General features: G+C 50.6%; 22 protein-coding genes, 4 pseudogenes and 1 riboswitch. Of the genes and pseudogenes, 11 read left to right on the top strand and 15 right to left on the bottom strand.

Translation table 11 applies throughout. The features are described from left to right. Window positions 1-152 precede the first annotated feature (152 nt). Window positions 153-2,957 carry a TrlF family AAA-like ATPase gene (locus FOV68_RS22635; protein ID WP_143991614.1) on the top strand — a complete coding sequence of 935 codons (2,805 nt, stop codon included), beginning with the start codon at window positions 153-155 and terminating at the stop codon, window positions 2,955-2,957. 72 nt (window positions 2,958-3,029) lie between these two features. Then, a complete protein-coding gene (locus tag FOV68_RS24090; protein WP_255473744.1) occupies window positions 3,030-3,791 on the top strand; it encodes a hypothetical protein in 762 nt (253 codons plus the stop codon). A gap of 27 nt (window positions 3,792-3,818) precedes the next feature. Here FOV68_RS24090 and FOV68_RS22625 read toward each other — a convergent pair whose 3' ends face one another. The 7 genes from FOV68_RS22625 to FOV68_RS22595 all read right to left on the bottom strand — a co-directional run bounded on the left by FOV68_RS22625 (window position 3,819) and on the right by FOV68_RS22595 (window position 13,839). Beyond that, a complete protein-coding gene (locus tag FOV68_RS22625) occupies window positions 3,819-4,859 on the bottom strand; it encodes an Abi family protein (RefSeq protein ID WP_143991613.1) in 1,041 nt (346 codons plus the stop codon). Window positions 4,860-5,019: 160 nt separating this feature from the next. Next, window positions 5,020-5,643, bottom strand: a complete 624-nt coding sequence (locus tag FOV68_RS22620; protein ID WP_370513302.1) for a hypothetical protein — start codon at window positions 5,641-5,643, stop codon at window positions 5,020-5,022. Between the two features lie 731 nt (window positions 5,644-6,374). Then, window positions 6,375-7,988 (bottom strand): alpha/beta hydrolase, encoded by a 1,614-nt coding sequence (locus FOV68_RS22615; RefSeq protein WP_143991612.1) that lies wholly within the window; start codon window positions 7,986-7,988, stop codon window positions 6,375-6,377. Further along, window positions 7,964-9,145 (bottom strand): MFS transporter, encoded by a 1,182-nt coding sequence (locus FOV68_RS22610; RefSeq protein WP_143991611.1) that lies wholly within the window; start codon window positions 9,143-9,145, stop codon window positions 7,964-7,966. Before FOV68_RS22610 ends, FOV68_RS22615 begins: the two co-directional genes overlap by 25 nt. Next, complete coding sequence (locus FOV68_RS22605; protein ID WP_143991610.1) at window positions 9,145-10,626, bottom strand: tetratricopeptide repeat protein; 1,482 nt, start codon at window positions 10,624-10,626, stop codon at window positions 9,145-9,147. The genes FOV68_RS22610 and FOV68_RS22605 overlap by 1 nt, the downstream gene beginning before the upstream one ends. Window positions 10,627-11,543: 917 nt before the next feature. Beyond that, on the bottom strand, window positions 11,544-12,671 hold the full coding sequence (locus FOV68_RS24465) for a hypothetical protein (protein ID WP_255473743.1): 1,128 nt from the start codon (window positions 12,669-12,671) through the stop codon (window positions 11,544-11,546). Window positions 12,672-12,753: 82 nt separating this feature from the next. Continuing rightward, the gene (locus tag FOV68_RS22595; protein ID WP_143991609.1) at window positions 12,754-13,839 is read right to left on the bottom strand and encodes a hypothetical protein; all 1,086 of its coding nucleotides are present in this window, start codon (window positions 13,837-13,839) and stop codon (window positions 12,754-12,756) included. Window positions 13,840-14,356: 517 nt separating this feature from the next. Here FOV68_RS22595 and FOV68_RS22590 point away from each other — a divergent pair. From FOV68_RS22590 to FOV68_RS22565, 6 genes and pseudogenes are all read left to right on the top strand, one after another. After that, entirely contained in the window at window positions 14,357-14,686 is a 330-nt protein-coding gene (locus tag FOV68_RS22590) for a hypothetical protein (RefSeq protein ID WP_255473742.1), read from the top strand. A 1-nt stretch (window position 14,687) separates the two neighbouring features. Beyond that, window positions 14,688-15,443 (top strand): hypothetical protein, encoded by a 756-nt coding sequence (locus FOV68_RS22585; RefSeq protein ID WP_050499155.1) that lies wholly within the window; start codon window positions 14,688-14,690, stop codon window positions 15,441-15,443. After that, a pseudogene (locus FOV68_RS22580) lies at window positions 15,440-16,208 on the top strand (tyrosine-type recombinase/integrase). Before FOV68_RS22585 ends, FOV68_RS22580 begins: the two are co-directional and overlap by 4 nt. A gap of 246 nt (window positions 16,209-16,454) precedes the next feature. Further along, on the top strand, window positions 16,455-17,099 hold the full coding sequence (locus tag FOV68_RS22575) for a ParA family protein (RefSeq protein WP_033774174.1): 645 nt from the start codon (window positions 16,455-16,457) through the stop codon (window positions 17,097-17,099). Window positions 17,100-17,182: 83 nt separating this feature from the next. Further along, entirely contained in the window at window positions 17,183-17,485 is a 303-nt protein-coding gene (locus tag FOV68_RS22570; RefSeq protein ID WP_143991607.1) for a molecular chaperone GroEL, read from the top strand. Between the two features lie 75 nt (window positions 17,486-17,560). Then, a complete protein-coding gene (locus FOV68_RS22565; protein ID WP_370513301.1) occupies window positions 17,561-17,869 on the top strand; it encodes a hypothetical protein in 309 nt (102 codons plus the stop codon). Window positions 17,870-18,131: 262 nt separating this feature from the next. Here the strand turns inward: FOV68_RS22565 and umuC (FOV68_RS22560) are convergent, their stop codons facing one another. The 3 genes from umuC (FOV68_RS22560) to FOV68_RS22550 form a co-directional block, all read right to left on the bottom strand. Continuing rightward, the gene (umuC, locus tag FOV68_RS22560; RefSeq protein ID WP_143991628.1) at window positions 18,132-19,406 is read right to left on the bottom strand and encodes a translesion error-prone DNA polymerase V subunit UmuC; all 1,275 of its coding nucleotides are present in this window, start codon (window positions 19,404-19,406) and stop codon (window positions 18,132-18,134) included. Window positions 19,407-19,420: 14 nt separating this feature from the next. Next, entirely contained in the window at window positions 19,421-19,870 is a 450-nt protein-coding gene (gene umuD / locus FOV68_RS22555) for a translesion error-prone DNA polymerase V autoproteolytic subunit (RefSeq protein ID WP_080717709.1), read from the bottom strand. A 456-nt stretch (window positions 19,871-20,326) separates the two neighbouring features. Continuing rightward, on the bottom strand, window positions 20,327-21,007 hold the full coding sequence (locus FOV68_RS22550) for an SOS response-associated peptidase family protein (RefSeq protein WP_143991606.1): 681 nt from the start codon (window positions 21,005-21,007) through the stop codon (window positions 20,327-20,329). Window positions 21,008-21,144: 137 nt separating this feature from the next. Here FOV68_RS22550 and FOV68_RS22545 point away from each other — a divergent pair, with 137 nt between their 5' ends. Both FOV68_RS22545 and FOV68_RS22540 read left to right on the top strand, forming a co-directional pair. Continuing rightward, on the top strand, window positions 21,145-21,525 hold the full coding sequence (locus FOV68_RS22545; protein WP_143991605.1) for a peptidase: 381 nt from the start codon (window positions 21,145-21,147) through the stop codon (window positions 21,523-21,525). Continuing rightward, window positions 21,525-21,641, top strand: a pseudogene (locus FOV68_RS22540) (hypothetical protein); the annotation flags it as partial. The gene FOV68_RS22545 and the pseudogene FOV68_RS22540, both read left to right, overlap by 1 nt. On the opposite strand, the pseudogene FOV68_RS22535 reads toward FOV68_RS22540, so the two are convergent. From FOV68_RS22535 to FOV68_RS22520, 4 genes and pseudogenes are all read right to left on the bottom strand, one after another. Continuing rightward, window positions 21,632-21,937: pseudogene (locus tag FOV68_RS22535) on the bottom strand (DHH family phosphoesterase); the annotation flags it as partial. The pseudogenes FOV68_RS22540 and FOV68_RS22535 sit on opposite strands and share 10 nt — an antisense overlap. Before the next feature lie 78 nt (window positions 21,938-22,015). Beyond that, window positions 22,016-22,085: riboswitch (Fluoride riboswitch) on the bottom strand. Between the two features lie 49 nt (window positions 22,086-22,134). Next, window positions 22,135-22,734: a uracil-DNA glycosylase family protein gene (locus tag FOV68_RS22530; protein ID WP_143991604.1), complete on the bottom strand. Its 600-nt coding sequence runs from the start codon at window positions 22,732-22,734 to the stop codon at window positions 22,135-22,137. Next, complete coding sequence (locus tag FOV68_RS22525; RefSeq protein ID WP_010260819.1) at window positions 22,731-23,891, bottom strand: TDT family transporter; 1,161 nt, start codon at window positions 23,889-23,891, stop codon at window positions 22,731-22,733. Before FOV68_RS22525 ends, FOV68_RS22530 begins: the two co-directional genes overlap by 4 nt. Window positions 23,892-24,041: 150 nt before the next feature. Beyond that, a complete protein-coding gene (locus FOV68_RS22520; RefSeq protein WP_143991603.1) occupies window positions 24,042-25,040 on the bottom strand; it encodes a YncE family protein in 999 nt (332 codons plus the stop codon). Window positions 25,041-25,289: 249 nt separating this feature from the next. Here FOV68_RS22520 and umuC (FOV68_RS22515) point away from each other — a divergent pair, with 249 nt between their 5' ends. Further along, window positions 25,290-26,354: a translesion error-prone DNA polymerase V subunit UmuC gene (gene umuC / locus FOV68_RS22515; protein WP_186289772.1), complete on the top strand. Its 1,065-nt coding sequence runs from the start codon at window positions 25,290-25,292 to the stop codon at window positions 26,352-26,354. Here the strand turns inward: umuC (FOV68_RS22515) and FOV68_RS24635 are convergent. Then, window positions 26,295-26,774: pseudogene (locus tag FOV68_RS24635) on the bottom strand (DUF1173 family protein); the annotation flags it as partial. The gene umuC (FOV68_RS22515) and the pseudogene FOV68_RS24635 sit on opposite strands and share 60 nt — an antisense overlap. Between the last annotated feature and the right edge of the window lie 43 nt (window positions 26,775-26,817).

The raw sequence follows: 26,817 nt of genomic DNA, 5'->3' as shown, positions 1-26,817 counted from the left end.
CATCGTTTGTCCGCTGTCATTCTAGACCAAAGCAGCCATTTTTAGCAGCTTGTAAATGCATGACCTTAAGAATACGTTATGAATTATTTTCTGGCGTTCCGGTTATCAATGGCCGGCTGCGCATTCCTGCCATATGTTAAATGGAGGTGACTGTGAAGGTTTTCCCGAAAGGTTCAGACTGGCGCAAATGGGATTTACACGTACATACCCCCCAGTCTTCGCTGCAAAATCTGTATGGGGGTGACTGGGAGGCCTATCTTTCGGCAATTGAAGCCTTCGGTGACGAGGTTGCTGTCATCGGAGTCACCGATTACTGTACTATTAGCGGTTATGAAAAGTTACTTGCATACCGTGAGAAGGGCAGGATTTCTAATATTGAGGCAATTTTTCCCAATATCGAATTTCGTATCACCCCAGAGACGCAGAAAGATAAAGGCGTCAATATCCACCTTATCATCAACCCTGCAGTTGCCGACCACGTATCCAGGATCAAACATGCGCTGGCCCGGCTTACGTTCCGTTACGGAGACCAGAATTATTCCTGTAGTGACCAGCAGCTGACCGAACTGGGCATTGCTGTAGCGGGTCCGTCCTCTGCGGAGAGGAATCTGCGTGAAGGCATCAATCAGTTTAAGCCCTCTTTTGAGCGGTTCGAATCGTGGCTGCGCAATGAAACTTGGCTGCGGGAAAACGTTGTAATTATTGCGTCAAACAGCTCGGGGGATGGGATTTCCGGAGTTCGCGACAGCGGCCTGCTCGCGGTGCGGCAGAATATGTATCGCCTAGTGGATGCGATTTTTTCCGGTAACCCGCAAGATCGCGACTATTTTCAGGGGCTGGGCAACGACAGCAAGGCTGACGTTATCGCCAGATACGGCAAACTGCTTCCCTGTTTGCACGGTTCGGATGCTCACGAACTGACGAAAATTTTTCGTCCCGACCACGACCGGTTCTGCTGGGTTAAGGCCGATCCGACCTTCGCTGGATTAAAACAGATATTGTACGATCACAGCCGCGTCAAAATTCAGAAAACATCCCCCAATATCAAAACGCCTTATCAATATATTGAGCATGTCCGCTTTACCGATCGCAGCGGTGAACTACTTTTCTCAGGTCAGCCGGTGCATTTCAGCCCTGATTTAAATGCGATCATCGGTGGAAAATCATCCGGTAAATCCCTGCTGCTATACCACATGGCACGCGCCATTAACAGCAGTGAGGTCAGTGAAAAGATACGACTGACTAAACAGGCGGTCTATGATGAGCTCAATAACCTTGACGTGGAGGTGACATGGGGAAATGGCGAAGTCAGCTCATTGCATGGCGAAGACAGCCGCCCCGTCACGTACATTCCGCAGCTTTATATTAACCACCTTGCTGAAAGCAGCGGCCGGCATCAGCTTAATCAGCTGGTCGAGGATATTCTTTTTCAGAATGACACCTTCAGAGCTTTTGCTACGGAGAATGCGGCGCAGCGTGAGGCGTCTTTACGGACCATAACTGCCAGAATTGATTACCTTTCCGAGCTGAGGAAAAAATACAGCGAATGCAGCAAGGAAATGGAACAGTACGGCACGGAAAAGGCAGTAAGTGAAGAGATCCAGCGCCAAGAACAGAAAATAGCTCAACTGAGAAAACAGGCGTCCTTTTCACCAAAAGAAGAAGCGCAATACATGGCGCTTAGGACGCGTGCTGACTCCCTTCAGTCCCGCAGGAGTACGTTAACGGATCTTGCCCGGGCCAGCGACAGTCTTACAGAGAGCCTCAACCGGTATGGCCGGAGCACATTCCAGAGCCTTTCAGATCAGCTCAGGATCGATTTCCCATTGCCTGAGAACTCTACTTTCCTGGAAAAAAGCCTCCGTCAGCTTGAAGCCAGCCTGACGTCGGCAGTAGTTAATTTTATCGCTGATCAGGAAAGCCGTTTCGGTAACAGTCCGTCGCTGCTGGAAAGAATTGATAAAGAAGGCGCCGCAAAACAACAGAGGCTGCTTCCCCTGTCCGTTAAAATTACCGACCAGGAGACGTTAAAAGCAGCTCTGGGCGCGCTGGAAAAAGAGAAAGAAAAGCTCAGAAACCTGCAGCAGCTTTCCGAGCGTCGCCGGTCCATTACTCAGGAAGGAAATGACACAAAAAGTCAGCTGCATGCTGAATATGCAGCTTTGGCTGGCCTGTACCAGACTTATACGGCGGAACTCAGCAAACCGGAATATCATCCTGCAGGCGAAATCAGTATTTCTGCCAGCATATCGCTTAACACAGAAAAGTTTGAGCGGTTTACGGGCTGCTTTGACCGACGGGGAAATATGAACGCTCTGCTTGGCGAGCTGGTCAATGCAAAAGGAGAATACGTATTTGACGTAACCGGCCATGCAAAGACAATTGCAAGAGTTCATGATCGGTTCAAAAGCAGCGCCGTTACACCTTCGGTGCGAAAGGGAATCGAAGATTCAGATATTCTGGGTTATCTTTTCGATGATTGTTTCTTTATTGATTTTTCTGTCCATTACCGGAACGACGACATCATACAGATGTCACCGGGCAAGCGGGGGCTGGTTCTGCTTAACCTGATCCTCCACCTGAGCAATTCTCAGCACCCAATCCTTATAGATCAGCCTGAAGATAACCTCGACAACCGGACCATCTATTCTCAGCTGAATGACTTCGTAAGGCTGCGAAAGGCCGACCGTCAGATCATCATGGTGACGCATAATGCCAATCTTGTCGTAGGGACGGATGCGGAATGCGTTATTGTCTCCAACCAGAGCGGGCAGCGCTCCGGTATTGAGAATAATGAATACCGGTTCGAATACTTCACCGGCTCCCTAGAATGCTCCTTTACTTCTCAGGAAAATTCCGGCCGCCTGAATGCCCAGGGGATAAGGGAGCACGTCTGTGAAATCCTAGAAGGTGGGATTCAGGCTTTTAAAGAAAGGGAGCGTAAGTACGGCCTTTAACGGTACTGAAGTTCAACTGAAATCAGTTTTGGCACGAGCTGACAAGCTTAAGCCTCAGACAAGGAAATCATTATGAGTTTTGTACTGAATTGTTCAGGTAGGGGCATGGTTCTGCATTCTCTCTGTGAAGGCTTCCGCTGCCCGGTTTCGGAGCTTCAGAATGAGCTGCTTGGTATTGATGTTGAGGCGGCCTTTGCCTCTGACCCGGATATCATGGTTTCAGCAAACCAGTTTCTTTATAAACATATCTGCAGCAGGCTCGGTCAGCCAGATGAAGTGGTTTCAGCGTACTGGTTTCACGGAACCCGCACCGCAGCGGCTAACCAGTTTAACGAAGGCATTCTTCCCCTGAATCGCTCGGCTGAGGCCGTAATCCGGATGCTGGCTGAGTGCGCGCCTGACAGCACAGCTCGTACGCGAATCAGCGCCTGGGCGGTAAGCAGCGTGCCTGACGACATGTTCCAGCTTCGCCACGGAAATGCCACTCACTGGGGGCCTTATGGCTCTCTCGTCAGGGAGGTTCAGCTGAACAATGAGGAGACAAAACATCATAATTATTCAACGATGCCGGAGCTGGTTGAGGACGTCTGCAATGCCTATCGGGAAGAGTACGGAGCAGATCTTAAGCAGCACTATCTGGCTGTATTAAAACCGCGCATAATATGGTTTATCGCTCCGCCGCCCGACCGCCAGCGATGCATCGAAGCAGCACTCGCTTACGCTTATACGTCAGTACGTGATCTCCCGCCAGACAGCTGTGCAAACTGGGGAATTGACAGAAAAGGCATTGCAGTTCCACCGGAAGACATCGTTCAGGTTGAAGATCTTCCGTGATGCCGGAGATCCATTCTGATATACGGTTTAGAGTTCAGGATATCCGGTGGCCGGGATGTCTGCGCCCGTCACGACCACAAAGCTGCCGTCTGGCCTTATGATCCGGGTGTATTCGGGTCCTGCCAGCCCCTTTAAAAGCGCGTCAGCAGGCGTGTCATCAGACAGACTGAGCGTCCGGCTTAGCTTGCCGGGATCCGTAAAGGCATGCAGCCCGTCCACCGAACACAGCGCGCGAAACCGCCTGTCTACGCCGTGACTGAGAAAGTTAGTGGCGCGAACCGGACTCATCCAGCCAATCATTTCTATGATGTCATCATAGTGTTTTCGCAGAAGACCGCAGCTGGCCTGTGCGCCATATACCGGATTGGAGTAGTCCGGCTGTCCAGTAGCCGGATCGTCATAATGGAATTTCCATAGGGCTTCATGATGCGAAAGGCGGTTACGTAATGCTCGAACGCGGTGAAAAGCTTCCCTGACTTCAGGCATTCCATAACCTGGTGGGACATGCGGGAAAACGGCAGCTTCCAGGTTTGGCCACAGCAGGGATTTACTGTTCACATCCTCATATTTGGTGCCAAGTAGCGTTGTCCAGAAGCCGAAGCTGAGCCCGGAAATTACCCGCGCGGGGGTGATGGTCTTACCCTCTGCCACGATGATATCGCGAGCCTGATCTACCAGTGTTTCTTCTCGAACCTTACGTGCAATGATCCGGTGTCCGTACTGATCCAGCATGACTCCCTGCGCATCCTGCCGGTCGGCGGGCTTTTTTGCCATCTTGTAACGCTTCCAGAGCTTGGGATATGCTTTTTTACCCATATAACGCGGCAGGCTGAAAATCCAGTTGTGATCTGTTAGCCACAACCCTGCTGCACCCGGAACGGGTCCGGACTGGACAGCCTTATCTATGGCGTTACGGAGGGTAACTTCCAGACACTGGAGCGCGGGCAGCATGGCGCCGGCAAGAGCTTTATTCCAGTAATAGGCGGCCATGATCTGTCCAGATTCTACCTTGAGATGCTTTTCATAGATGTCCAGTCGCTCAGCTGATATGTAATTTTCCAGGCTCATGCTTTACGTTCTCTTGCCGGTAGGGGGTTAAAATAATTGACGTCAGCGTCAGTCTGTGGCGTAATGAATTCATCAAGGCGGAGTCGCCTCTTCGGAGGTCTCACGCGACAATAGCAGTTCGGAAAAGCCACCCAAGGGGTGGCTTTTCTCGTTTCTGCCCTCAGATAAGCGGTCTTTCCACAGGATCCAGCCGCATGTCAGCGCGCATCTCATCAATCTGATCCAGGAATTCGTCCTCACTGATGGCGAAGAACAGCGCCTGATGAAGATTCTGCAGCTCCCGCAGCTCCCGCCTGGCAGCCTCGGCAAACAGGCAGAACAGCAGTGAAACACCGTACGGCACGGCGTTCACGTCACGCCACTGTCGCACCCTGACTTCAAGATGTGCCGTGCCCTTACGCATGATTGTCTGAAGCTGTTCATCGCTGCTTAATCCAAGAATGCGGCACCAAGCGCGGTTCTCTGCAAGGGTCTGCGCGGCATCAAACCAGTAATCACTCAGCGAGGCACCCAGCATACCGGCCACCTCCCGGTCCATCAGCGCGACCAGCTCACTGGTACGGATAAAGTTACCGATCAGGTCGCCGAAGTGCGCCGTCAGAAATTCCTGCACGTAATCACTCTTGGATTTGCCCGCCAGCTTCGCCTGCTCCGTAATGGCCGCGTCAACCTCATGTGGGACGTTGCAGACCGTCAGCGTTGATGGCGGAAACAGGATGGGCAGCGGTTTTTTATTTCTGATGCTGTCAGGCATAATCTCATTCTCAGTAAGTAATGAACTCATAATCCCATCAAGAAAGAATCAAAGTAATAAATAATAATCATATATTTAATTATGCATCATTTTTTAATGTTTGATGATGATTGATGCAAAGCACGCCAAAAAAACTAAGATACGCCAAACGCGGTGCCGCCCTGCCTCCTGCTCTGTCCTTGCATCCGGACAGATCCGGAAAAAGGCAGAAGCGGATCATCAAATTGAAAGCTTACGAAACGATTAACTGTGAAAATTAACTGAGAAAGGGGGTGGTTATCACCTGCATCTCAGTAGCCCGCCCATTGATTGGTACGGGCGCGTCAACGCGGCCGCCGTCTTCGTGGCAGAGATAAAACTCGCAGTATCCGTTAAGGAAGGCTAAGCCGGCATCTTCGACTCAGTTAATCGGGCCACTCTTACTGAAATAAAAGTCCGGTTTTATCTTAAAGATTTCCTGAGCAAATGCGTTCGATCAGTACCGGGGTCTATTCAGCATCAGCCATCGCGTTAAAGAACGATGTCTCATGCTGCCGGTACTTCTTCGTCATCATGGTGACGTGGTGCCGTCCGAGCCCGGAGCGATTCAGGCCCCTCCCATTCGCGGCAGGAAAACGTAACCAGGCATCGGTCCGATGATAAAGGTGAACTGATCACATCCTGAAAGCATTGTAATCGAGTAAAACGGCAAGTGCAGTTATGCTTACTGCATCTGTTGACGACTCTGAACGCTGTTAAAGCGGAAAGCATAAATCAATCAATTAAAGCTTTTTTTTGCAGAACCAGATTTTTTGCTTAATTAGAAAGCTGAGGAGAGACTGCTGCCGGCTCGCAAAGTGTGACAACGGGGCATGACCGCCATCGTCGATGTGAAGAAGATTGTCAGTGTTTTTTTTCATCAGTTTTGCAAAGTCATAAGCCACTCTGAAATCAAGCACCTCATCTCTGCGGCCTATCTGTAAACTGACCGGTATATCAGTACTGTTTACGTTCTCAAGATATCTGTTTTTATCAACATAACTCATATCATTCTTTCCGAACTTGGAATCAAAAAAAGTCACATCCCCGCCCAGATCCTTTACACGCTCAATGTGCTCCCTTAAATCTAAGAGAGGGTTAACCAGGAGTATTCCACTGAGCATACTGGTGATTTCGCTACGTCTGCAAAGCAGTTCTAAAGCAATGGTTCCGCCGAAACTTGCACCAAAAACAATAATCCTGTCTGTGCAGAGTTTTTCATTAAGCCAGGCAATAACGGGTGTAACGATGCGGTCCATAACATCACCGTTCACGCTGTTCCTGTATACAGATCCAAACCTCGTAGATCCTGCATAATTCATAATGTGATAAGCGGCATTGTGTTTTGACATCTCATTGATGACTCCCGGCATTCTCGGGTTATCCCACTCACATGACTCCGGGCCGCCGTGGAAAAATAAAAAATGTACAGAGGGCTCGTCTCCAGGCAACAGAGAAAGTACTTTCAGATTTTCTGCGGAACTATTAATATAATAATAGTCAGGCAAGCCATTTCGTATGGCCTGAAATTTGATACCATCAGGCGTATACAATCCGATTCCGTCAATGCTTCCTGTGCCATAGATAATTATTTTTCCCGAATAAAAAAACGGCGTGGCCGTCCCATATAATTTGCTGAAACATTTGGTATTCCTGAGATCTTTTATGCAGTAGACAGAAATGCATTGTAGACATTCACGTTCTTCTGATAAATAAATCTGCTGACTGACTGCATCAATTGCAGCACATAGTGCCGCACATCCGATCTCTGCGGTAATTACAGCACCACTAGATGAAGCCCATGTTATTTTGTCACCGCAGAGTGATTCATGCCTCAGTAGCACGCCGAGGTGTGAAATACATAATATTTCATCATAGCGTGTTATTCTATCACCATTCAGGGTAAACAGTTTTTTCTCATCTTCAATTACAGCCAGAGACGAGTTTATTTTGATAAAATAGTTTACCGGATCGTTAATTACTTCCTGTTTACTCAGGTTATACTCATTATCTAGACTGAAGACAACTGCTTCTTCCTCAGGGGATTCAGGATAGATAAACACATTAAAGGAGTCGCTGCTGATATCAATAGATAAAGATTCGATATAAGAGTCAAATTTGCAGAATGCTTCCACATCATATTCAGGGGTTTTAAATATAATAAAAACCTCAAGGCTTTCAAGCTGTGTCAGCGAAAAAAACTGGCAGGAATAATAAGCTATAAAATTGCATTTTGTGAAAATTAAGTTTTGATAATCGAGGGAGTAGAGATCACTTTCATCTCCCGAGAAAAAAAGGCTGCCGTTGTTAATCTCACATGGCCTGTATTTACTCAGCGTGTCAAGACTTGGCTCCATTCTTTCCTCTCGGCTAGTTTATCACATTTTTTAATAAGCGCTGACGCGATCAGTAGTAAAACAGGAACAATTAAGGAAAAGCGTGTCAGGATATTATGATTGTAGACAAAGGGCATTAATATCCCTCCTGCAATGTCTCCTGTGAGGAACGCGGTCTGTCTGATGCCAAATACAGAATGTGCCCGGCCTTTTTCAGCAATGTTCATCTCAATGAAATTGAGGATTAGCGACATCGTCGCCTTAAATGTATAAAATGCGATGATAGCGATGGCGAAATATAGCTTCATCCTCTCTGAAAGAAGCCACATAGACAAGAAGACAGAAATTGATGAAAGGAACGTGAAAAGCATAAGCGAGTTGTTAATGTTATACTTTTTCGTAAGCGAGACGTAAGTGTTTTTTAAAATAAAACCTAAAGCAACACCGGAAGATAAAATCACCCCGACATAATTAATTGAATACCCCATATCTTTTAAATATATAGGCACCAGAGGGATGAGAACAGCCCAGCACAAACCTTGTGCAAAGCAGGCTATAAAAATAAAAGTGGTTATTGTGTCAGGCTTTTTCTTTAGAGGTAGGGAGTTCTCTCCTTTTTTATGCACAGAAAAATTATCTTTGTAGCCTGTTTTCGGCACAAAGAGCATACTCGACATAGCCAGTAATCCGGTGATCCATAACGATATCTGGTATCCATCATGAAAATAAAAAGATACAAATGAAACAAGCAAGCCTGACAGCATGGCACCGAAACTTTGCGATAAAGTGCTGATGTTATCAGTATGAAGAACAGCTTTCTTTCTGTTAACATCATCAATTTCAAGGATAAGTGCCCTTAGCGTAATGCCTGTTACGCTGGCTCCTATTCCGGCAGTCAGACCGGTGAGAATGGCTAAAAAAGCATTGTGCGGATAAGCTCTCATTACGAGACCGGTTCCGTACAAGGCATAGCCGATAAGCAGGGCACTACGGATGCCTGTTTTTACGATAAGCGATGAATAAAAAATTGACAGTGAACCTGCTACCGCCATTGCAACATATGATAGCGAAAATAAACTCAGCTTACCTTCTCCAGCCCAGAATAAAGGCTGGAGAGTTTTCGAGATCCACATAGGGAACAGAAATAAAGCATTAAGTAAATATATCCTCTTTTGCATTACACCTTCTCATCTTCTAGATATGCTAAGTTTTCTTTGATAGCGTCATGGTCTGCAAAAAGTTCAGAGGCGACCTTTAATGTGTCTTCCGCTGCAGACTTTGATGTATACGAATTTTTTTCAGCAAGAAGTATATACCAGTCAGCCAGACTGGAGCTATGGTGCTGTGGCATCAGTTCAGTCAGATCAGTGTAGTCATTTTTGAGTGATTCTATAAATGCCAGATTATAAGCAGTCAGATCACTACCAGATAATTCCCATGCCAGTCTGGCATGATGCTCTGCCAATTCAATATTATCCTGCTCATAGTTATAGAGACTGTAAAAATAATGACTATCGCTGTGATACGGACTCACTTCAAGCGATTTTAATATACATCTTTTCCACTCCTCAGTTTTGCCCTGCTCTGACATGCAAAGTCCTAATTCAAGATGGTATTCCGGGAACTCCGGGTCAAGCCTGATTAGCTCATCATAGCATTCAATAGCACATTTAAAGTCTCCGGTGCGCTTATAACACTGACTGATGTTATACAGAATTACGGATTTATGCATATGGTGCTTGGCGGAATCTGCAGACAGAGTATTTATACCCCATTTCAGTAAATCGATAGCTTCATAAACCAGGCCTTCCCTGAAAAGAACCAGTCCGTATCCGTTACGGTTAAAGACCTCATAAAAATTCTGTTCATCTTTATCAAGATGCGTAATTCCGCCAGACTTTATCGTATCATAGGCTTCATTCAACAATGCCTTACCTTTATCAAAGTTCAGCTTATTGGGCTTATGATGCCGCAGGTAGAGCATAGACAAGGTGTAATTTGAGGTAACAATATGCTGAGGATTTCCGTCTTGCTTATTGAGATTGTAGTAATACTCTGCCTCAATAGGCTTTTCAAGACAGTTTTTTACAATACCTATCAGATACGCATTTTCAGTTTCAAAATCGCTAAAAACCCTGATACCATGCTCGAGGATCCGCTCTGCTGTAAATATGTCGCCTCCGTTAACGAGTTTTCTGACCTGCTGCTCTATAAATCTGACGCTGCCGTTTTTATTTTTAGCTAATTCTTTAATTAATTTTTTTTCATTAACGGTCAACTCGACGCCCTGACTTAATGTCAGGTTATTTTTTAACACCACCGCACATTTCATTCTGTTTAATGCTTCAATAAGGTACTGAATCATTGGCGAACTGACATGCCGGATATCAATTACGACAGGATCGATATGAAATATTGAAATTCTTTTAGCCACTTCATTTATTTTTCTGATAACCCTGTCCTTGAGGAAAAATCTTATCTGATCGTCGGGGGAAATTCCATCAGTCAGTGATAAACCCTCAGACTTGATATCTTCAAATGGGTAAAAGAACTTCATATCATGCGGCGTAATTTTCTTATCATCGATATAAAGATATGCATACATTCTCAATATGTAGTAATCAAAAGAAAAATTTTCCGCTAATTTATTTAAGTACATTTTCTTCTCCAAAGAAAAGGGAGACTTTCGTCCCCCTAATCCATATCACTGGTACAGAGATTAGTTAGTGCCGCCGTACATTACTGAAAAATCAACGCGCTTAGCAGATGGTTTACGTTTGATCATTTTCATGAGTATTTCCTCAGTTAATTCAATGATAATGGTTTGTTAAACAGATATTAATTTATCTGTTGAGCACAAACCTAATTAAGTGCCGTCACGAAGTCAATTTCTTAACTATTTTTTTAAGTTATTGTTTTTAATGTTAATTTTATATATAGGGTATATAAAAATCTAAAAACACTCTCGTTGACATATCTTTACCTAACTTTAATTTAAAAAAACCTGTTTTGTTCTGTGAATAACTAATTAATTTTAATAGTTTCTTATGTTAACTATAAGTATTATTAAATTAATTGGCTGTAAAGCTGATGTCTTTATGGATTTTTAACGCGATTAAAATAATTACGTGTTTAATTTCAGTATCTTAAATTTTTGATGCGCTTATTTGAAGGAATGAGTGTTTTAACATTCAGAAACAAATTATGCAGTAATTCTTATTAATTAGCCTTAAGGTGAAACCTTTTGAAATGCGACGATGGGTAAAACCATGCCAATATCACACTTGCGCATCTGCACTCCCTTAAGCGCGTTCGTGCCTCCGGAAAGCTGAGCGGTGAAGAAGTTCAACAATGTCTGAGAAGACCGGTAATCAAAGAACGGCTTATGTCCTGGTTCCTGTGCTTTTCTCCCTGTCCTGCTACGAATCGTTTGCCGTATGACATTATCCGGGCGGGCATGCGGAAGATTTTGCGGATGCGTTGGCTGGTTGTATCATTATTGTTAAAACTGGCTGAGAGGAAGGCATTACAGGGCTGCGGCGGATGACCGGTAATCCCTCTCAGCAAATCTGCCTGTTACTCGGACAGCCGGATGACCCGTCCCTGAGTAAAGGGCTGACACCGGGCTGAAGCCTTTTTCAGTTCGGCCGCTTTTTCTTTATCATAATCCCTGTCCCAGGGCACAAAGCGGAGCATATTTCGGTAAGGTTCCCTTACCGACTCGGGACACAGAAGCTTAACGTTGTTGAGTGAATAAACCATAATCCCCTTCACGCTGAAGGTTTTTTCCCCCGCGATCCTGAGTCTGTGCCATTCATCATTACTGAAATTCCAGGCCGGTATATTGGCATTATCAATCTGAAAACGCCGGGTTTTCCAGTCCGAAATACCTGCCAGCGCCATTGTTTTATCAACCAGCACCGGGAAAAAGGACGGTACGTACATACTGGTCAGAAGGGACCAGAGTATAACGGTAATGATCCCGAACTTAATCATCCAGCCACTGTTTCTGACGGCCGGATCGGTCATCACATACACCGTACCCGGAAACAGCATCAGCATTCCCAGACCTGATACCAGCACGGACACTTTCAGCATCATTGCGATACTTTCCCCGGCCGCTTTCTGGTCTATCCAGCCGACAACAGTGGGGAGACCGAAGGTGAAAAAGAGGGTGATAACCAGAAGCTGCAGTGCGGGGCTGCCGGCGTACAGCATGAGGGCCGTCCTGATACGGACTCTGGCAGGCTGATATTGCTGGGCAATTCTCACGGCCTTTCTGAGAAACAGATAGTTGATCATAAATACAGACGTGATCCCCCCCAGCAGGCATGTCCGGTCTGTGAGCGTTTCGTGATCCGGATACCTGTCCGAAACAATGGCCCAGCCAAAAAAGCAGAAAACCGCAACTGGAACCGAAAACAATGCGGACAGCGCTATTCTGCCTTTTATATCCGTGTAGTTAGGAAGACTTAACGCACTTCTGGGCACAGAAAGGCTGAAAATAAACGAAGGTACAAGAAATATAGCGGCAAAAGCAGCCAGGGTCAGCATCATAAAGATGAACACGAAATTAAAAAGGCCTGAAACCGAGAGGTTTTCAGTAAACAGAGCGGCATTATCAAAAGCGCCAAGGTAGGTTCTGATAATGACAACAGACATTAATGGCGGCATCAGACTGATGAGCCAGGCTGGTTTATTCATTGAGGCTCCTGAGTAAGGAAATCCGTTAGGGTAAATTATCCTGTCCCGGTAAGGCAGTTACGCAGAACAGGATGCGGCGTAACTACAGATCTCCATACAGGGCGCGAAGTTCCGCCAGTACAGGTGCCACGTCCGGCGCCGCCACCGCCGCCAGCAATCCCGCCTCCAGCGCCAGATACTCTTCCGTCGTCATGGCGATGTGGATGCTGTCCAGTCCCAGGATCACCTTCTCTCCTTCACCGCGGGGGATATACAGCGACACCAGACTGTCCCGCGCGTTCCAGTCGTAGGTGGCCCCGGACCCGGCCCGGGCCTGCATGTAGCGGACCAGCGCGCTGAACACGTCCCATCCCTGCGCCAGCGACACCCGCCCGGCGGTCACGAACAGGCTGAACTGCGGCGCCCGCCAGGCCTGCCCGGGCAGCTGCGGCTGCCGGTTTCCGCGCACCTCCGCACGCAGGATGACGTCAGCCACCTCAGCGGTCAGGCAGACGTCGTCCGTGACCAGCCCGGTCACCGCCGCCCAGGCCTCCCTGCTCTCAGGATCCGGCTGCTGAGCCCGGATGACCAGCGGAAAAACAGCCTTCAGGCGTGCCGGCGTACAGATGCGTGCGATCGCCTCGTCGGGAAAGGCCTTCAGGTTCAGGGCACCGGAGTAAAGCGGCCGCAGCAGGAACTCGGCCCAGGTGGTGTCCACGCCGTGCGGCAGGGCCGCCATGAACGCGTCCGTTTCGGCGCGGTAGTCTTCGCCCGTCAGATCAAAGGCCCGGTTTATGTAGTAGGTGTCAACCGGGATGCCGTTTTCGGCGGCGTAAACCAGTGCATCAAAGGTGATGCCCAGCAGCGCCTCCATCACAGGCCTGCTCATGAAGCCGCTCCCGGTCTGGCAGGCCGCGTGCGCCTGCGCAAACAGCCAGCGCAGCTCGGCGGGCTTTACCGTCTGGCGTCCGAACGTTTCCCCGCGGACCAGCTTGCGGTAAAGCGCCTCCCGGGTGCCGGCGGGATTGGCCTGCAGGGCAAAAAAGGCATCATCCGGGGAGGTGGACTTCAGCGCGCCGTCGAGCAGCCGTTCGGTCAGGGCGTTGACCGAGGTGTCCTCGACCGACGCACGGGACTTAAGGCTTTCAATGAGTTTTTTCGGGAACCGTAATGTCAGCTGACTCAGCATGAGGCTTTTTCCTGTACCGTTATAAAATCAGATATCAGAATGCACCAATCTCTTTAAAAAAACACTCTATATGTATTTGAGACATGATGTCATAAATGTGCGGCCACGTTACCGCTATGGGATTTTCCGGCCTCGGATCCGGAAAAAGGAAGAACCGGATCTTCCGGCGTGGATGGCGGTTTTCTGCGCAGGGCACTACATGTAGTGGTTTTGTCAGCTGCTCATGCTACGAGATGTAGGGTTCTGGCTGCCAGGGACCTCTGACAACGCGGGCACTGCCCCGCCCCGCCGGCGTGCTACGCTTCCGGTTAATGCCGTATCGTGAAAAAGTCGGATCATGCAGACAGGGTGATACGGTAATTGCGCTTAGAGAAAATGAGCAGACTTATGGATAATCTCGTAATTATCATGGTCATGACAATTACATGAGCAACTAAATAAAGCTCAGGGCGTGATAATTAATTTATCAATGGTTACTTTGATGACATAAAGGGTATCTATGGCTCGTGGGAAGAGTGTGACAATAGGAGACCTGACGTTCTCCTCAAAAAAAGCCGCAGTCGATTACTTCATGGATCAGCGTGAACAAGTCAGGGCCTCCGGTCTGGTTACCGAAGGAGCGCTTTTTGACCAGCTGGCCGACCTCTTTACGCGCTACTGCAACGTTACACCTGGCTACGCGCTCAATGGGCGTCACATAACGGGCTTTGAGGTGGATTACGAGCTGCGGGATAACGGGGGCTACGTGCAGCACCTCTGCTATAAGGTGAAATTTACCAATCATGAGGTGCGGCCTTTTTCCGTGAATAAGGCGGTCAGCGCTATTATCGAAGCAGAGCGAGTCTGATATGGGCAGCCTGAGTTCATCAGCCAGCGTGGTGGCGGATGCCATCACCCATCCTGTTACGGTTCAGGTTATAAATCAGGGGCCCGGGATCTGGGGGAACGTGGCCACGGGGCTTATCACTGCCGGCGCGGCGATTGCGGGCATTTTGTTAACCCATCACTTCACGTTACGTAGAGAAAGATTGGCGGCGGAAGACAAACTACAAAAGGAAAAGCATTTCATTGCTACCGAACTGGTCTTTATGCTGGAGCAGTTTGCGGAAGCCTGTGCCAGCGTCGCTACAGACAGTGGCTACGAAAACAATAAGCATGTCACTGCTCCTTCAGTGCCACAGCCTGAACTCAGCTATTCAGCCGTTACCGGTGACTGGCGCGCGCTGCCTGTCAGGCTTATGTATAAGCTCAGGGAACTACCCGTTCTCAAAACTGAATCGGACCGCACAATCGATGCAGCGGAATTTATTCCCCCGGACTTCGACGAGCTCTTTGAAGCGCGCCAATACGAATATACCCGGCTTGGCCTCAAGGCAATTATTTTGGCGCACCGTCTGCGCAGGTTGGCCGGCTTTCCGGAATCACGTCTGAGCGGCATGCCCAGGTCAGCGCAGCGGGTACTCTGGAATGTCTGGCGACTGGAGAGAAAAAAGCGGTCCGTACAGGCAATTCTGTTTGCACGATCGCTGGCGACATTTGAAATAAAGAGCGACATGAGAAATAAAGCGTCAGACGACACTGCCGGCACAGGAGAGAACGCATGACCCACACATTCCTGCCGTCGATGGCCGTTAGTCAGCTTCAAGCATTGCAGTTACCGGTCGCCATCGATTATCCCGCCGCGCTGGCGCTGCGGCAGATGGCCGCGCAGCATAACGAGTATCCGCAGTACCTGCTGGCACCCGAGGTCAGCGCCCTTCTCCACTACGTGCCGGATCTGCACCGCAAGATACTGTTCACCACCCTCTGGAATACCGGTGCGCGCATTAACGAGGCGCTAGCGCTAACCCGGGGGGATTTCAGTCTGGCACCGCCCTACCCTTACGTACAGCTGGCCACGCTTAAGCAGCGCGGTGAAAAAGCTGCCCGTGGGCCCGGACGTGCGCCATCAGGCATCGTTCCTCACCGGCTGGTTCCGCTGTCCGATCCGCAGTATGTGGCCCAGCTGGAGATGATGGTCGCCACGCTGAAAATTCCGCTGGAGCGGCGCAATCCGAAGACCGGCCGGACCGAAAAGGTCAGGCTCTGGACGGTGACTGACAGAACGGTGCGCACCTGGCTGAACGAAGCCGTCACCGCAGCCGCCGGTGACGCCACACACCTTCCGGCACAGTTACGCCATGCACATGCTCTATGCGGGCATTCCGCTGAAGGCGCTGCAGAGCCTGATGGGGCACAAAAGCATGAAGTCCACCGAGGTTTACACGAAGGTGTTTGCGCTGGACGTGGCGGCCCGGCACCGGGTGCAGTTTCATATGCCGGGAAATGAGGCGGTAGCATTGCTCAAAGGAATTGACCAAAATATTTGAATGATTGCATACTCTTCGAGAATGCTTTAGATGCTTAAAGAGTGCCTTTTGAGTATCTATCGTATATACGTTAAATCCATCAAAGATACACATATAATAAACTAATTCTTGCTCTCGCAGATCAACAATGATATAAATCTCGCATCAGATATCTTTTGTATATTTTATGTGGTTCTTTCGCATATCTATAGTGTATACGATGTGGTCTTTTTGAATGCTCATTTGATATTCCTACAGGCGGATTTTATGACTGTTATCGTTATGGCTCACAATAAAGGTGGTGCCGGTAAAACTACCTCTTCAGTGCACGTTGTCGGAGAGCTAAAACCTGCAAAAGCTTTAGATCTTGATACTCACAGAGGGTTATCGATAATTCATGGTCTTAGACCAGAAGATAAGCAAATCCCTATATCGATCCCTGAAACTCAGGAAGAATTAATTAAAGAAATTAGTGCGTTTAAGAGCACTGATGAACTGCTTTATATCGACTGCGGCGGCTTCGACTCCGATATGACGCGTACTGCGGTAGCATTTGCTGATCTGGTGATTGTACCTGCTAAAGACTCTCTGCCAGAACGTATTGGTCTGATGAGTTTTGATAGTGTATTGGGTGAGATTAGTGAGATCGTAGGCAGGCATATTGAGGCCCACTTGTTTCTCTGTAAGACAAACCCTAACAAAAAACATTACCCAAAACTTGACGCACTACTCCCAACTTTTAAGCACATAAAATTAATGAGCAGTCGCTTATCCTATCGTACTGCGGATTTTGAAGAGTCTCTTGAATCAGGATTTGGTATCACTGAATCATTACATGGCCGAACTACCCCTGGAGGTAAAGAGGTGAGATCAATGGTTGAGGAGATACTAAAAATTGTCAAAGAGACATAGATATCTATAGGATGCCTTATAGATTCTTATGGTGTATTCTTTGCATATCTATCACGCATCCGTTATGTATTTAAGGTGTATTTATGAATAAGAAGTTTGATCTGGCGGCGCAGCAGGAAAAACTCAGTGGTTTAATGAATTCTGCAAAGCTGAAGACCACTGCGGTTCCTGATGCTGTACCTGGTAAAGAAGCTTCATCAGAAATCAAAACGCCACACAAAAATAAGTCCCGAAGTAAGAATTTACGAGCGGTGCCAGAAACCTATTTTGAGGCACATGCTTCACTAAAAGCAGCAAACAAGACTTCCCTTGATTTTAGCTCGTACATACTTGAAGCAATACGTGCAAAGTTAGAGAGCGATGGTGCTTTAGAACAGCATAAGTAGTGACAGAGTAAGTATCTTATGTGGGGTCATAGCGCATCTAATGAATATGCAGAGTGTATCTTAAGTGTACTCATTGTGCGCATTATTGATGTGCGAGGGTTTATGTCTTTTTTAGGATATATAACTGGATTCTTAGGGCTTTCAAAGTTAACAGAGAAATCCAGGAAGAATGCTGCAGAGTGGGGTTTTCTTCTCAGTACTCTGTTTATCGTGCCGCTTTTTTTCCTGCACGATGCCAGTGAGCTGGTCAAAATCGGCATGCAGCTGCTGTGGGGAGCCTGCGTTTCGCGCGCAGCCTTTCTGGCCAACGGCGGCTGGAAGAAAAAAACAGCGATCAATAGATACTTAACGCAGAGGCTTCGATGGAAATTCAGGAAATGCTGACTCAGATGCGCGGTCAGGGGGTGATCCTCAAAAGTTTACCCAGTCTGCCGGTATGTTTAAAGGTTCTGTCCGCAGGCGCCGCCCGGCCTTTGACGACTGGCTTCATCAGCTTTCACATAATGACAGGCTTCCGCGCGGACGTTACTTCCGCGGAAAGCGCCCTGGCAGACCTCTGATCATTGTGGATGAGTTCTGGCAGCAGTTTTCCTGAGAGCGCAGGGCATCAGGTACGCATCTCGTTTACTGTACCCTGTGGCCCAGGTTACATCACGCGCGCCACCGGGGTATCACTCCAGCGCGTTGTCCATGCCGGTGAGAGCATGTCCCGCCTCATTTTCCATTCCGTATTTACACCCTGACCGGCAAACCAAACGCAACCCAGCCCGGACTGATTGATGCCGTCCAACACCTTCATCAGCTGCGCGCTGTTGGCCCGAGGCTGCGCATTGTCAAAGAGGTCCAGCTGACTGACACCATGCGGCGTGAAGTCATCGAGCATCACGCCGGCCTTCATGTATCTGCGGTTATCCAGCCAGATGCGATCTAGCGAGCGCATGGCTGCCCCGATGATATCGCGCGTGTCCTGAGTCGGCAGGCTGAGCTTCTCGCCGGCGCTGTTGCCGTAAAACACCTCGTTTTCTGCATGCGGTGACGTCCGGATAAACACACTGATGCGCCGGCAGAACTGCCGCTCTCCCCGTAGCTTCTCTGCGGTGCGCGTCGCGTACTGGCAGAGGGCCTGCTGCATGGCCGCCTTAGAGGTGATGCGTTCGCCAAAGGATCGCGAACAGCAAATCTGCTGTTTGGCCGGCGGGAGCTCCTCAAGCGGAATACAGGTCTCCCCGTTGAGCTCACGCACGGTCCGCTCCAGCACCACGCTGAAGTTTTTGCGGATGAGCGTGGGATGCGCGCGCGACAGCTGCAGGGCGTTTTCGATGCCCATCAGGTTGAGTCTTTTTGCGATGCGCCGGCCGACGCCCCAGACCTCCTCCACCGGCTGATTCTGAAGCAGGGTTGCCGTGCGCTTCGGATTACCGGGCGTCAGGGCGAGCACCCCGCGGAACTGTTTCCACTCCTTACCGGCCCACTGGGCACTCTTTGCCAGCGTCTTTGTCGGCCCCATGCCAACCCCGACGGTCAGGCCGGTTGTGGCCAGCACGTGCGCCCGCAGGCGCCGGCCGAAATGCTCAAAATCCTCACACCCGTCAATGCCGGTCAGATCGAGAAACATCTCGTCAATCGAGTACTGCTCGACCCGGGGCGTTACCTCCTCCAGTGCCGTCATCACACGCTGGCTGAGACTATGGTAGAGCCCATAATTCGAGATAAACACATGAATCTTATCAGGATATCCTTCATTCTTTATCTGAAACCACGGTGCACCCATTTTGATGCCCAGCGCTTTGGCGCCCGCAGAGCGGGCGATGACGCAGCCGTCATTATTGCTGAGCACCACCACCGGTTTACCACGCAGGTCGGGCCGGAACAGCGACTCGCAGCTCGCATAAAAGGAGTTGACGTCCGCCAGTCCGAACATAGGCAGTGCCATAGCTACCTCCGACGCGCTTTTGTACTATTGAAGAACCAGGTAACCACACCGAGCAGCTGCAGCTCCTCCGGATAAATGACGGAGTAGGCCGGGTTCATCGGCAGCAGGGCGAGCCTGGGTTGCAGCTGCAGACGCTTGACCGTAAATTCGCCGTTAACCTCGGCGATTACGATGTCGCCGTGAGTCGCCTCTTCTGCCCGGTCAACCACCATGACATCACCATCGCAGAGACCGAGGTCCCGCATACTGTTTCCACTGGCGCGCACGAAAAAGGTTGAGGCGCGCCGGCGGATGCAGAGCTCATTCAGATCGAGTTCTTTCTCAACATAATCCTGAGCGGGGGAGGGGAAGCCTGCGGCGCACGGATCGGCATATAGCGGCACCCGGACACGGGGCGTAAATATGGGTGGCCAGAGCAACGTCAGCCCGGGAGTATAGTTACCCGGATTCATGACCTGATGCCCAGGCCATACTGCAGCAGTACTGCGGAAACTTTGTTGAAATTACGCATAAAAATTCCTCCTCTTATTTTACTGTTTATATGTACAGTATTATTGAGGTGAATTAATCTGGCAAGAGGGAGCGAAGCGGCCATGTATAAAAGCGAAGCCATCTGTCTGACAGGATGGGGAATTTTATAAAGGTCAGCCCGGCACTAAGTGGCCCGACTGCTTTAACAGTAATGCGGAATGTATGTATGGTGTGTAAGCAGTCCATACCGGCATCGGTGAAATGACGCTTCCTCGTCACGGCTGTTCGTTCCTCGCTGCGCTGCGGTACGCCTCAGCCGGGCCTGCGGCGAGCGTTACAATTGCACATTCAGGGAAAGAAATATGCAGCCCTGTTACTCTTCCGGCTTACCTATTCCGGCAACAATACCCAGCTGAGAGATGCGAACTATAAAAGCGTTAATCCTTATCTGCCGGTAAGGCCTCGATAAGCTCATGGCCCTGGTTATGAATATTGCCTACTTTTTTGCTGACAGGATGCCAGGTAAATGCTTTTTCCGGAACGGCTGCGTCGCGGGCAATTTCTTCTGCACGCGCTGGAGACGTTTCGTCATTGAGCCATTCACGAACAGCATCAGGCGTAATCACCAGCGGCCGCCTGTCATGTATATCGACCATGCCCTGATTGCTGGCTGACGTGACAATCACGAAGCCCTCTTTGCCGTGATCCTGCCCGTACGGCTGCCTGCCGATGGCGGCAAAAAAAAGAGGCTCCTTTTTTTTATGAAAAATGAAGAATGGCTGCTTCTTACCACCTTCTTTCTGCCATTCGAACCAGCCGTCAGCAGGCACGATAGCGCGGCCATGATTCCAGAGAGGCTTAAACATGCGGCCGCTGGCAGCCGTCTCACCGCGGGCGTTGATAAGTGGCTGCTTATCCCACCATTCCGGTCCATAGCCCCAGAATACGGGATCGAGGCGGAGCGAATCTTCCTGCTCGTTTAGCAGTAGTACTTTAGTCCCTGGTGCTACGTTAAAGCGACCGAGAGGTTCCGGATCGAAGGTTATTTCGTCCGGTTTCAGGCCGAGTGAATCAAAATAGTCGTCGCGACTGCTGTACTGCGCAAATCGTCCACACATGGTTACCTCCTGCTGTTGATGTAAGGATAGCGACGTATACTGATAACAGGAGTATTAAATGCGCCTGCATGACGGACACCCGGTTGTTATCAGGTTCACCTTAAAAGGCTGAAAAGCTGTAAAGAATGGAGCAATTCATGGCCTTTCAGAGTCCGGCCCAGAACTACACCGAAACGCGCCTGAGTCTGGGCGATCTGGTACATCTTTCCCCTTACTCTACCTATCTGATGCGCAGCGAAAGCGACTGTCCTGATGCAGGTATTATTAAAGGGTCCGTGCTGGCCATCGATCGCGCGCTGACACCGGCACACGGTCAGTTAATCGTTGCCGAGCTCGAGGGAGAACTGACACTGAGGCGGCGGCTGCTCAATCCGGTTCCCGCCCTGCAGGCGCTGGACGCGGACGAAACTGTTACGCTGCTTGATGTAAGCCATGTGCTGCCAGTGTGGGGTGTGGTTGCCTATGCCCTCACCGATGTGGCCGGAGTGGGATTTAACGGACCGGCAGGAGATGAGTAATGTTTGCGCTGGCCGATGCCAACAATTTTTACGCCTCATGCGAAACCGTATTCAGGCCCGATCTGCGTGGTAAACCGATTGTCGTCGTGTCGAACAACGACGGATGCGTTATCAGTCCGCCCAGCCGGTGGTGGTCAGTGATCCCCACGATGTTGCTCCGGAGCAGGTCGTCAGGTCCCTGCGCCGGCTCGGTGAAATCGACCAGCCAGACCCGTTCATCCTGTAGCGGAATATCAAGCCGTGGCGGCAGCGTGAGTCCGGCGGTGTCAAAGATAAAATGGGTTTCGCGGTTAGCTTCGCCAAGACGCCATGCGCGGGCGTCCATGCCGCGCCCGGTCAGCCAGTGCGCGGTGACGAAGGCCGTGCAGATGGCGTCGCTGTCAGGATTAATGTGGCCAAAAACGTGTATCACAGGTCTCTCCCCGAAGAGGGAAGTACGCAGGCCAGGAAGAAAGTAAGGACGGCCTGACGCACCTCGTGAAAATCAAGAGTCGCATCAGGCGTCATCAGCTCCGGAACGGAGCGGTTGGGAAAGGTGGAACGCCATCACCTTGTCATATGAGTATAGAGCTGGTTGCAAAACCTGTCAGTATTATTCTGCTGGCGCCCTCAGCCTGCCAGCGCAGCCCGTGCCTCGCAGAGTACCCGGCGAATGTTTTCCGTCACCGCCGGACTCGTGCAGAGCGAAAGCGGACTGGGGTGCGGCATCGTCAACACGGGGACGCCGGGGTACAGATGATTGACCGTCCCGCGGGCCTGAGCCGCTACGGCACCGGCCAGCACCACCACGCGCAGCGCGGGCAGATACGCCAGCACGTCCTCAAGCAAGGCGCAGCCTCTGCGGATGTCCGCCGCTGACGGCCGTTTCTGCAGCCCGTGACTGACCCAGGGCACCGTATTCCACAGCACGCTGTCCTGACGCGAAATACCGGCTTCCGCCAGAAACCGCCCAAGGTTCTGCTGGGCCGGCCCCGGGTTATCACGCGACACAAACCGCGGTGACGGGCTGCTGCGCGCCGGCGACTGCAGCAGGACGAGCAGTCCGGCCCTAACCCCGCCGTCAGCCGGATCAAACCACGGCAGTTCTGCACCGGCCTGACGCTGCCCGCTGACCCAGCGATTCAGCGCGGCCACATGCGGCGCGGTGACTGCCGCGAGGCGTTCCTCGCGTAAAAACGAGTCCTGCATCGATGTGCTGGTTTCACTCACGGCTTCCGATCCAGGCCTGCCAGACAGGGAGAAACAAACAGTTTACCGCTCCATGCCCCACGCACTGTTTTCACCGCGACAAGCAGCCACATGGCCGCCAGTATGACGACAAGAAGCGCACCGAAGCCTTTAAAGAATGCGAGGTCAATCAGGGTAGACAGCTTGAGCGTGGCCACGGTGTACACGCCCAGCGGGAAGGTAAAGCCCCACCATCCAAGGTTGAACGGGATGCCTTCACGGAAGTATCGCACGGTTATCAGCGTGGCCAGCAGCATCCACCACAGGCCGCAGCCCCAGAAGAGAATGCCGGCAACGAACCCCACGCCCTGCGCGATGTGACCGATTTCCGGCATGCCCGCCGCGGCAAACACCCCGGGCGCATCTCCGCCGATGACCAGCATGCCGAGCGAGCCGGTGCCAATCGGCCCCAGCGCCAGCCAGCTTGAGGCCGCCATGCTTTCGTGCGGTAGCTTGTGCAGCGCCATACGCAGCAGCAGAATGGCGAGGATGCTCAGCGCCACCGGCACGGAGTACGCCCACAGCACGTAGCTGGTAATAATGATGCCGAGCTGCGCGTGTGGGGCAGCAATGTGCGGCGCCAGCAGGCCGCCGCTGACCGCCGCGACCTCGGCTGCCACGACCGGCAGTAACCAGACGGCAGTCATCTGGTCAATACTGTGCTGCTGCCGGGTAAACATCATGTAGGGAATGCACACGCCGCACAGCAGCGACATCGCCACGTCCAGCCACCACAGGGCGTGTGCCACCTGAATAACGTCTGCGCCCCAGCGCGGAAGACCGAACGCCAGCAGGCCATTGATGATGGTCGCCATGCCCATCGGGATGGTGCCGAAGAACATGGACACGGTTGAATGGCCGAAGATGCGCTTTGCCTCTCCGAAGTACATCACCCAGCGGGCCAGATACATCACGGCAAAGACGCTGAACAGGAGGATGTTAAACATCCAGAGCCCCTCGGCGACAAGGCGCAATCCCGGAACCTGCCAGGGGAACTGCGCCAGAGACAGCGACAGGATGCCGGTCCCCATGGTCGCGGCGAACCAGTTAGGCGTGAACTGTCGTATGGCCTCTTTCGGGCTGCTCAGCGCACTCAGCGGACGCGCACCGTTATGCAGGGTGAATATTTTATCGTTCATGCCGGAATCTCCTGAGTAGACAGAAAGATTATAGGCATGTCAGAGCAAATCTTTAAAACAGGTTATTCAGCTAAAATAAATCTATAAAAGTGATTAACCACCCCACTTTGCGAAGGATCGTCACTGCGCTGGAGTGAGGGAGGTTTCGCGTCAGGTCTGCGGCGGGCTTTTAATCGTGTCAATGACACGGTTCTTTTTCAGGTCAACCACCGCAATGCTGAGGTCTTTATTCAGCACCCACGCGCGGGTACCGTCCTTGTTGAAGACAATCGCCTGACGGGGCGCATCCAGTCCGGTGACGGTGGACACCACCTTACCGGCGGCGGTATCAATAACGGAGAGGCTGTTGTCGCCAAGGTTGCCGCTGTAAACATAGCGGTTATCCGGCGTCAGCGCGGCACCGTAAGGGTCCTGACCCACGGGAATGGTTGCCGTAATGACGTGCTTTTGCGTGTCAACCACGGCGATTGTGTTGCTGCCGCTGTTAGCCGCGTACAGTGTGCGGCCGTCTGCGCTGACAGAAATGGCGCGCAGCTTGCTGAAGCCGGTTATCTCGCCGCGAATGTCGCCCGTCACGGCATCAACCAGGGTAATTTTATCGCCCTTAAAGTTGGTGACGTAGACGGTTTTGCCGTCCGGGCTGATTTTAATGCCCTGACGGGGCTGGGCAAAACCCGTCACAACTGCAATGGGCCGGTCATGTGTAAGGTCATACACCGAGAGCGTGCTGGCGGCCTCGTTATTCACATACAGTCGCTGACCGTCACGACTTATGGCCGTGCCGAATGCCCCGGGCCCCAGCGGCAGCGTGGCCGCCACGTCAAGCGTCCCGGTACTGATTTTTTTGACTACGCCGAGACTGCTGTCAGAAAGAAATATGGCCTTACCGTCCGGAGAGAAAAGTGCATTACGGGGGGTGACGTAGCCCTTCATTACCTTTCTGACTTTCCCGGCAGCCAGATCATAGACCACCACGTCTGAGCGCTCACTGTAGGACGCCACCGCCGTTTTTTCATCGGGACTGACAGCAAGGGAATTGTTGTGGATATCGCCGTCAAACGTCCAGCGCGTTTCTTCAGCACCTGCAATGGTACTTATGAGGAGAAATGCCACCGCGGTCAGTCCCGGGATTCTGTAATTTTTTATCATTATTTCTTCCTGCATAAAGTGAAAGATAAAAGCGCATTGCCCGATTGAGGGCTTCAGAATAAGCGTGGCAGATTAAATCCCGGCGGGGAAATCGATTTTCCGGCTATGTCTTACCACCCGTCAACTTTCCTCCCTGCCAGTAAGCATACCGAAGTGGTTCAAGGCTGAATAATTCCTGTTCAGAAAATAAACTTCAGAGGAATGGTAACTGATTTTTTTGTTTAAATTGCATTCCACATAAATGGCGACATGTCTGCCAGAATGATGGCTATCTTGGGTGAAATGGCACCAGGCCAGGAAATTTACTCGATAGATGAAAGCTTTCTGGATGTCAGCGGCATTTCGTCGTATATGCCTCTGGAAGACTTTGGCTTACTGATACGGAATCGAGTGAAGAAAGAAATAGGACTGACGATCGGTGTTGGTTTTGGCCCCTCAAAGACACTGGCTAAGCTTGCTAATTTTGCTGCTAAAAAATGGACGCAAACAGGCGGTATCGTCAATCTAACCAGCCCGGAGCGCCAGAGAAAATTACTCGCACTGGTAAGCGTTGATGACATCTGGGGAATTGGTGGCAAACTGAGTAAGCGACTGCATGCAATGGGTATTAGTACAGCGCTCCAGCTGGCCGATAGTAACATCAGCATGATCCGGAAAAGCTTCGATGTGATAGTTGAGCGTACGGTTCGCGAGCTCAACGGTGAATCCTGTTTGGCTCTGGAAGATGCCCCGCCGCCAAAGCAGCAGATTGTTGTGAGCCGCAGTTTCGGACAACGTGTCACGAGTATCGAAGACCTGCAGCAGGCTGTCGTAACGTATGCCACGCGTGCCAGTGAAAAGCTCAGGGAACAGGGCTCAAAGTGTCAGCACGTCAGTGTGTCAGTCAATACAGGACGATACGGGAACGAACCACAGTATGCCAACTCTGCCGCTATGACATGCGAATATCCAACCAGCGACACACGGGACATTATCGGTCTGGCATTGCGAGCTCTCGACGCAATATGGCGCGACGGTTACCGGTATGCGAAAGCGGGTGTTACGTTGGGGGATTTTTATCAGTCGGGTGTTGCACAGCTGGACATGTTCAGTCAGCAGCTGCCGCGCGCAAACGCGGATGCTCTGATGTCGGCTGTTGATCAGATAAACCGTTCGGGGCTTGGTAAGGTGTGGTTTGCCGGACAGGGAACAGACACGCTTGTCAAAATTAGGATGCCAGTGATTGATTTCTGCCTTTTCCCACAAGAAATGAAGGAGTCCGAGGAGTCGCATGGCGGGCTGACGCCTGCGTTTTCCTCCGCTTTTAGGGCCTGATGGCTCAACCGCATCGCGCTCCGTAAGCTCTTTTTTTTGTAACCCGGTAGGTAGCTTGATACGGAAATAGCCCGGAGAGAGTGCCTTAACCACGTCAGAGGTGTAAATAGCACCCTGCTTTTCGTCTGCCCATACCGAATAAAAACGGCAGTCAGGTGCGTGCTCTGAACCGCTGTAAGACCAGCGGGCAAGCCAGTAGTTGTCGTGCGTTGATGAATAGCAGGCTTTAAGACGGCGTCGGTTTTCACCTTCATCGTTCTTCATGCACTGACAGGTAATAAGAGTGGTTGCCTTATTTTGTCGGGCAAAACGGATGTAGTGTTTGAACGTGTCGGCATGATCCTTCTGAAATGCAGTATCACACTCCACAGTTTTGACCTGACCAGTAAAGCAGACAGGATATGTTTTAATTTCTGACATCGTCGCGTCCTCTTTCAATCATGGCGCGGCTAATAGTGTTCCA

This window comes from Pantoea sp. paga, from assembly GCF_007558755.1.
GTDB classification, from domain to species: domain Bacteria; phylum Pseudomonadota; class Gammaproteobacteria; order Enterobacterales; family Enterobacteriaceae; genus Pantoea; species Pantoea agglomerans.
Note: the sequence above shows the minus strand (reverse complement) of the source record. Positions and strands in the feature narration are given on the sequence as shown.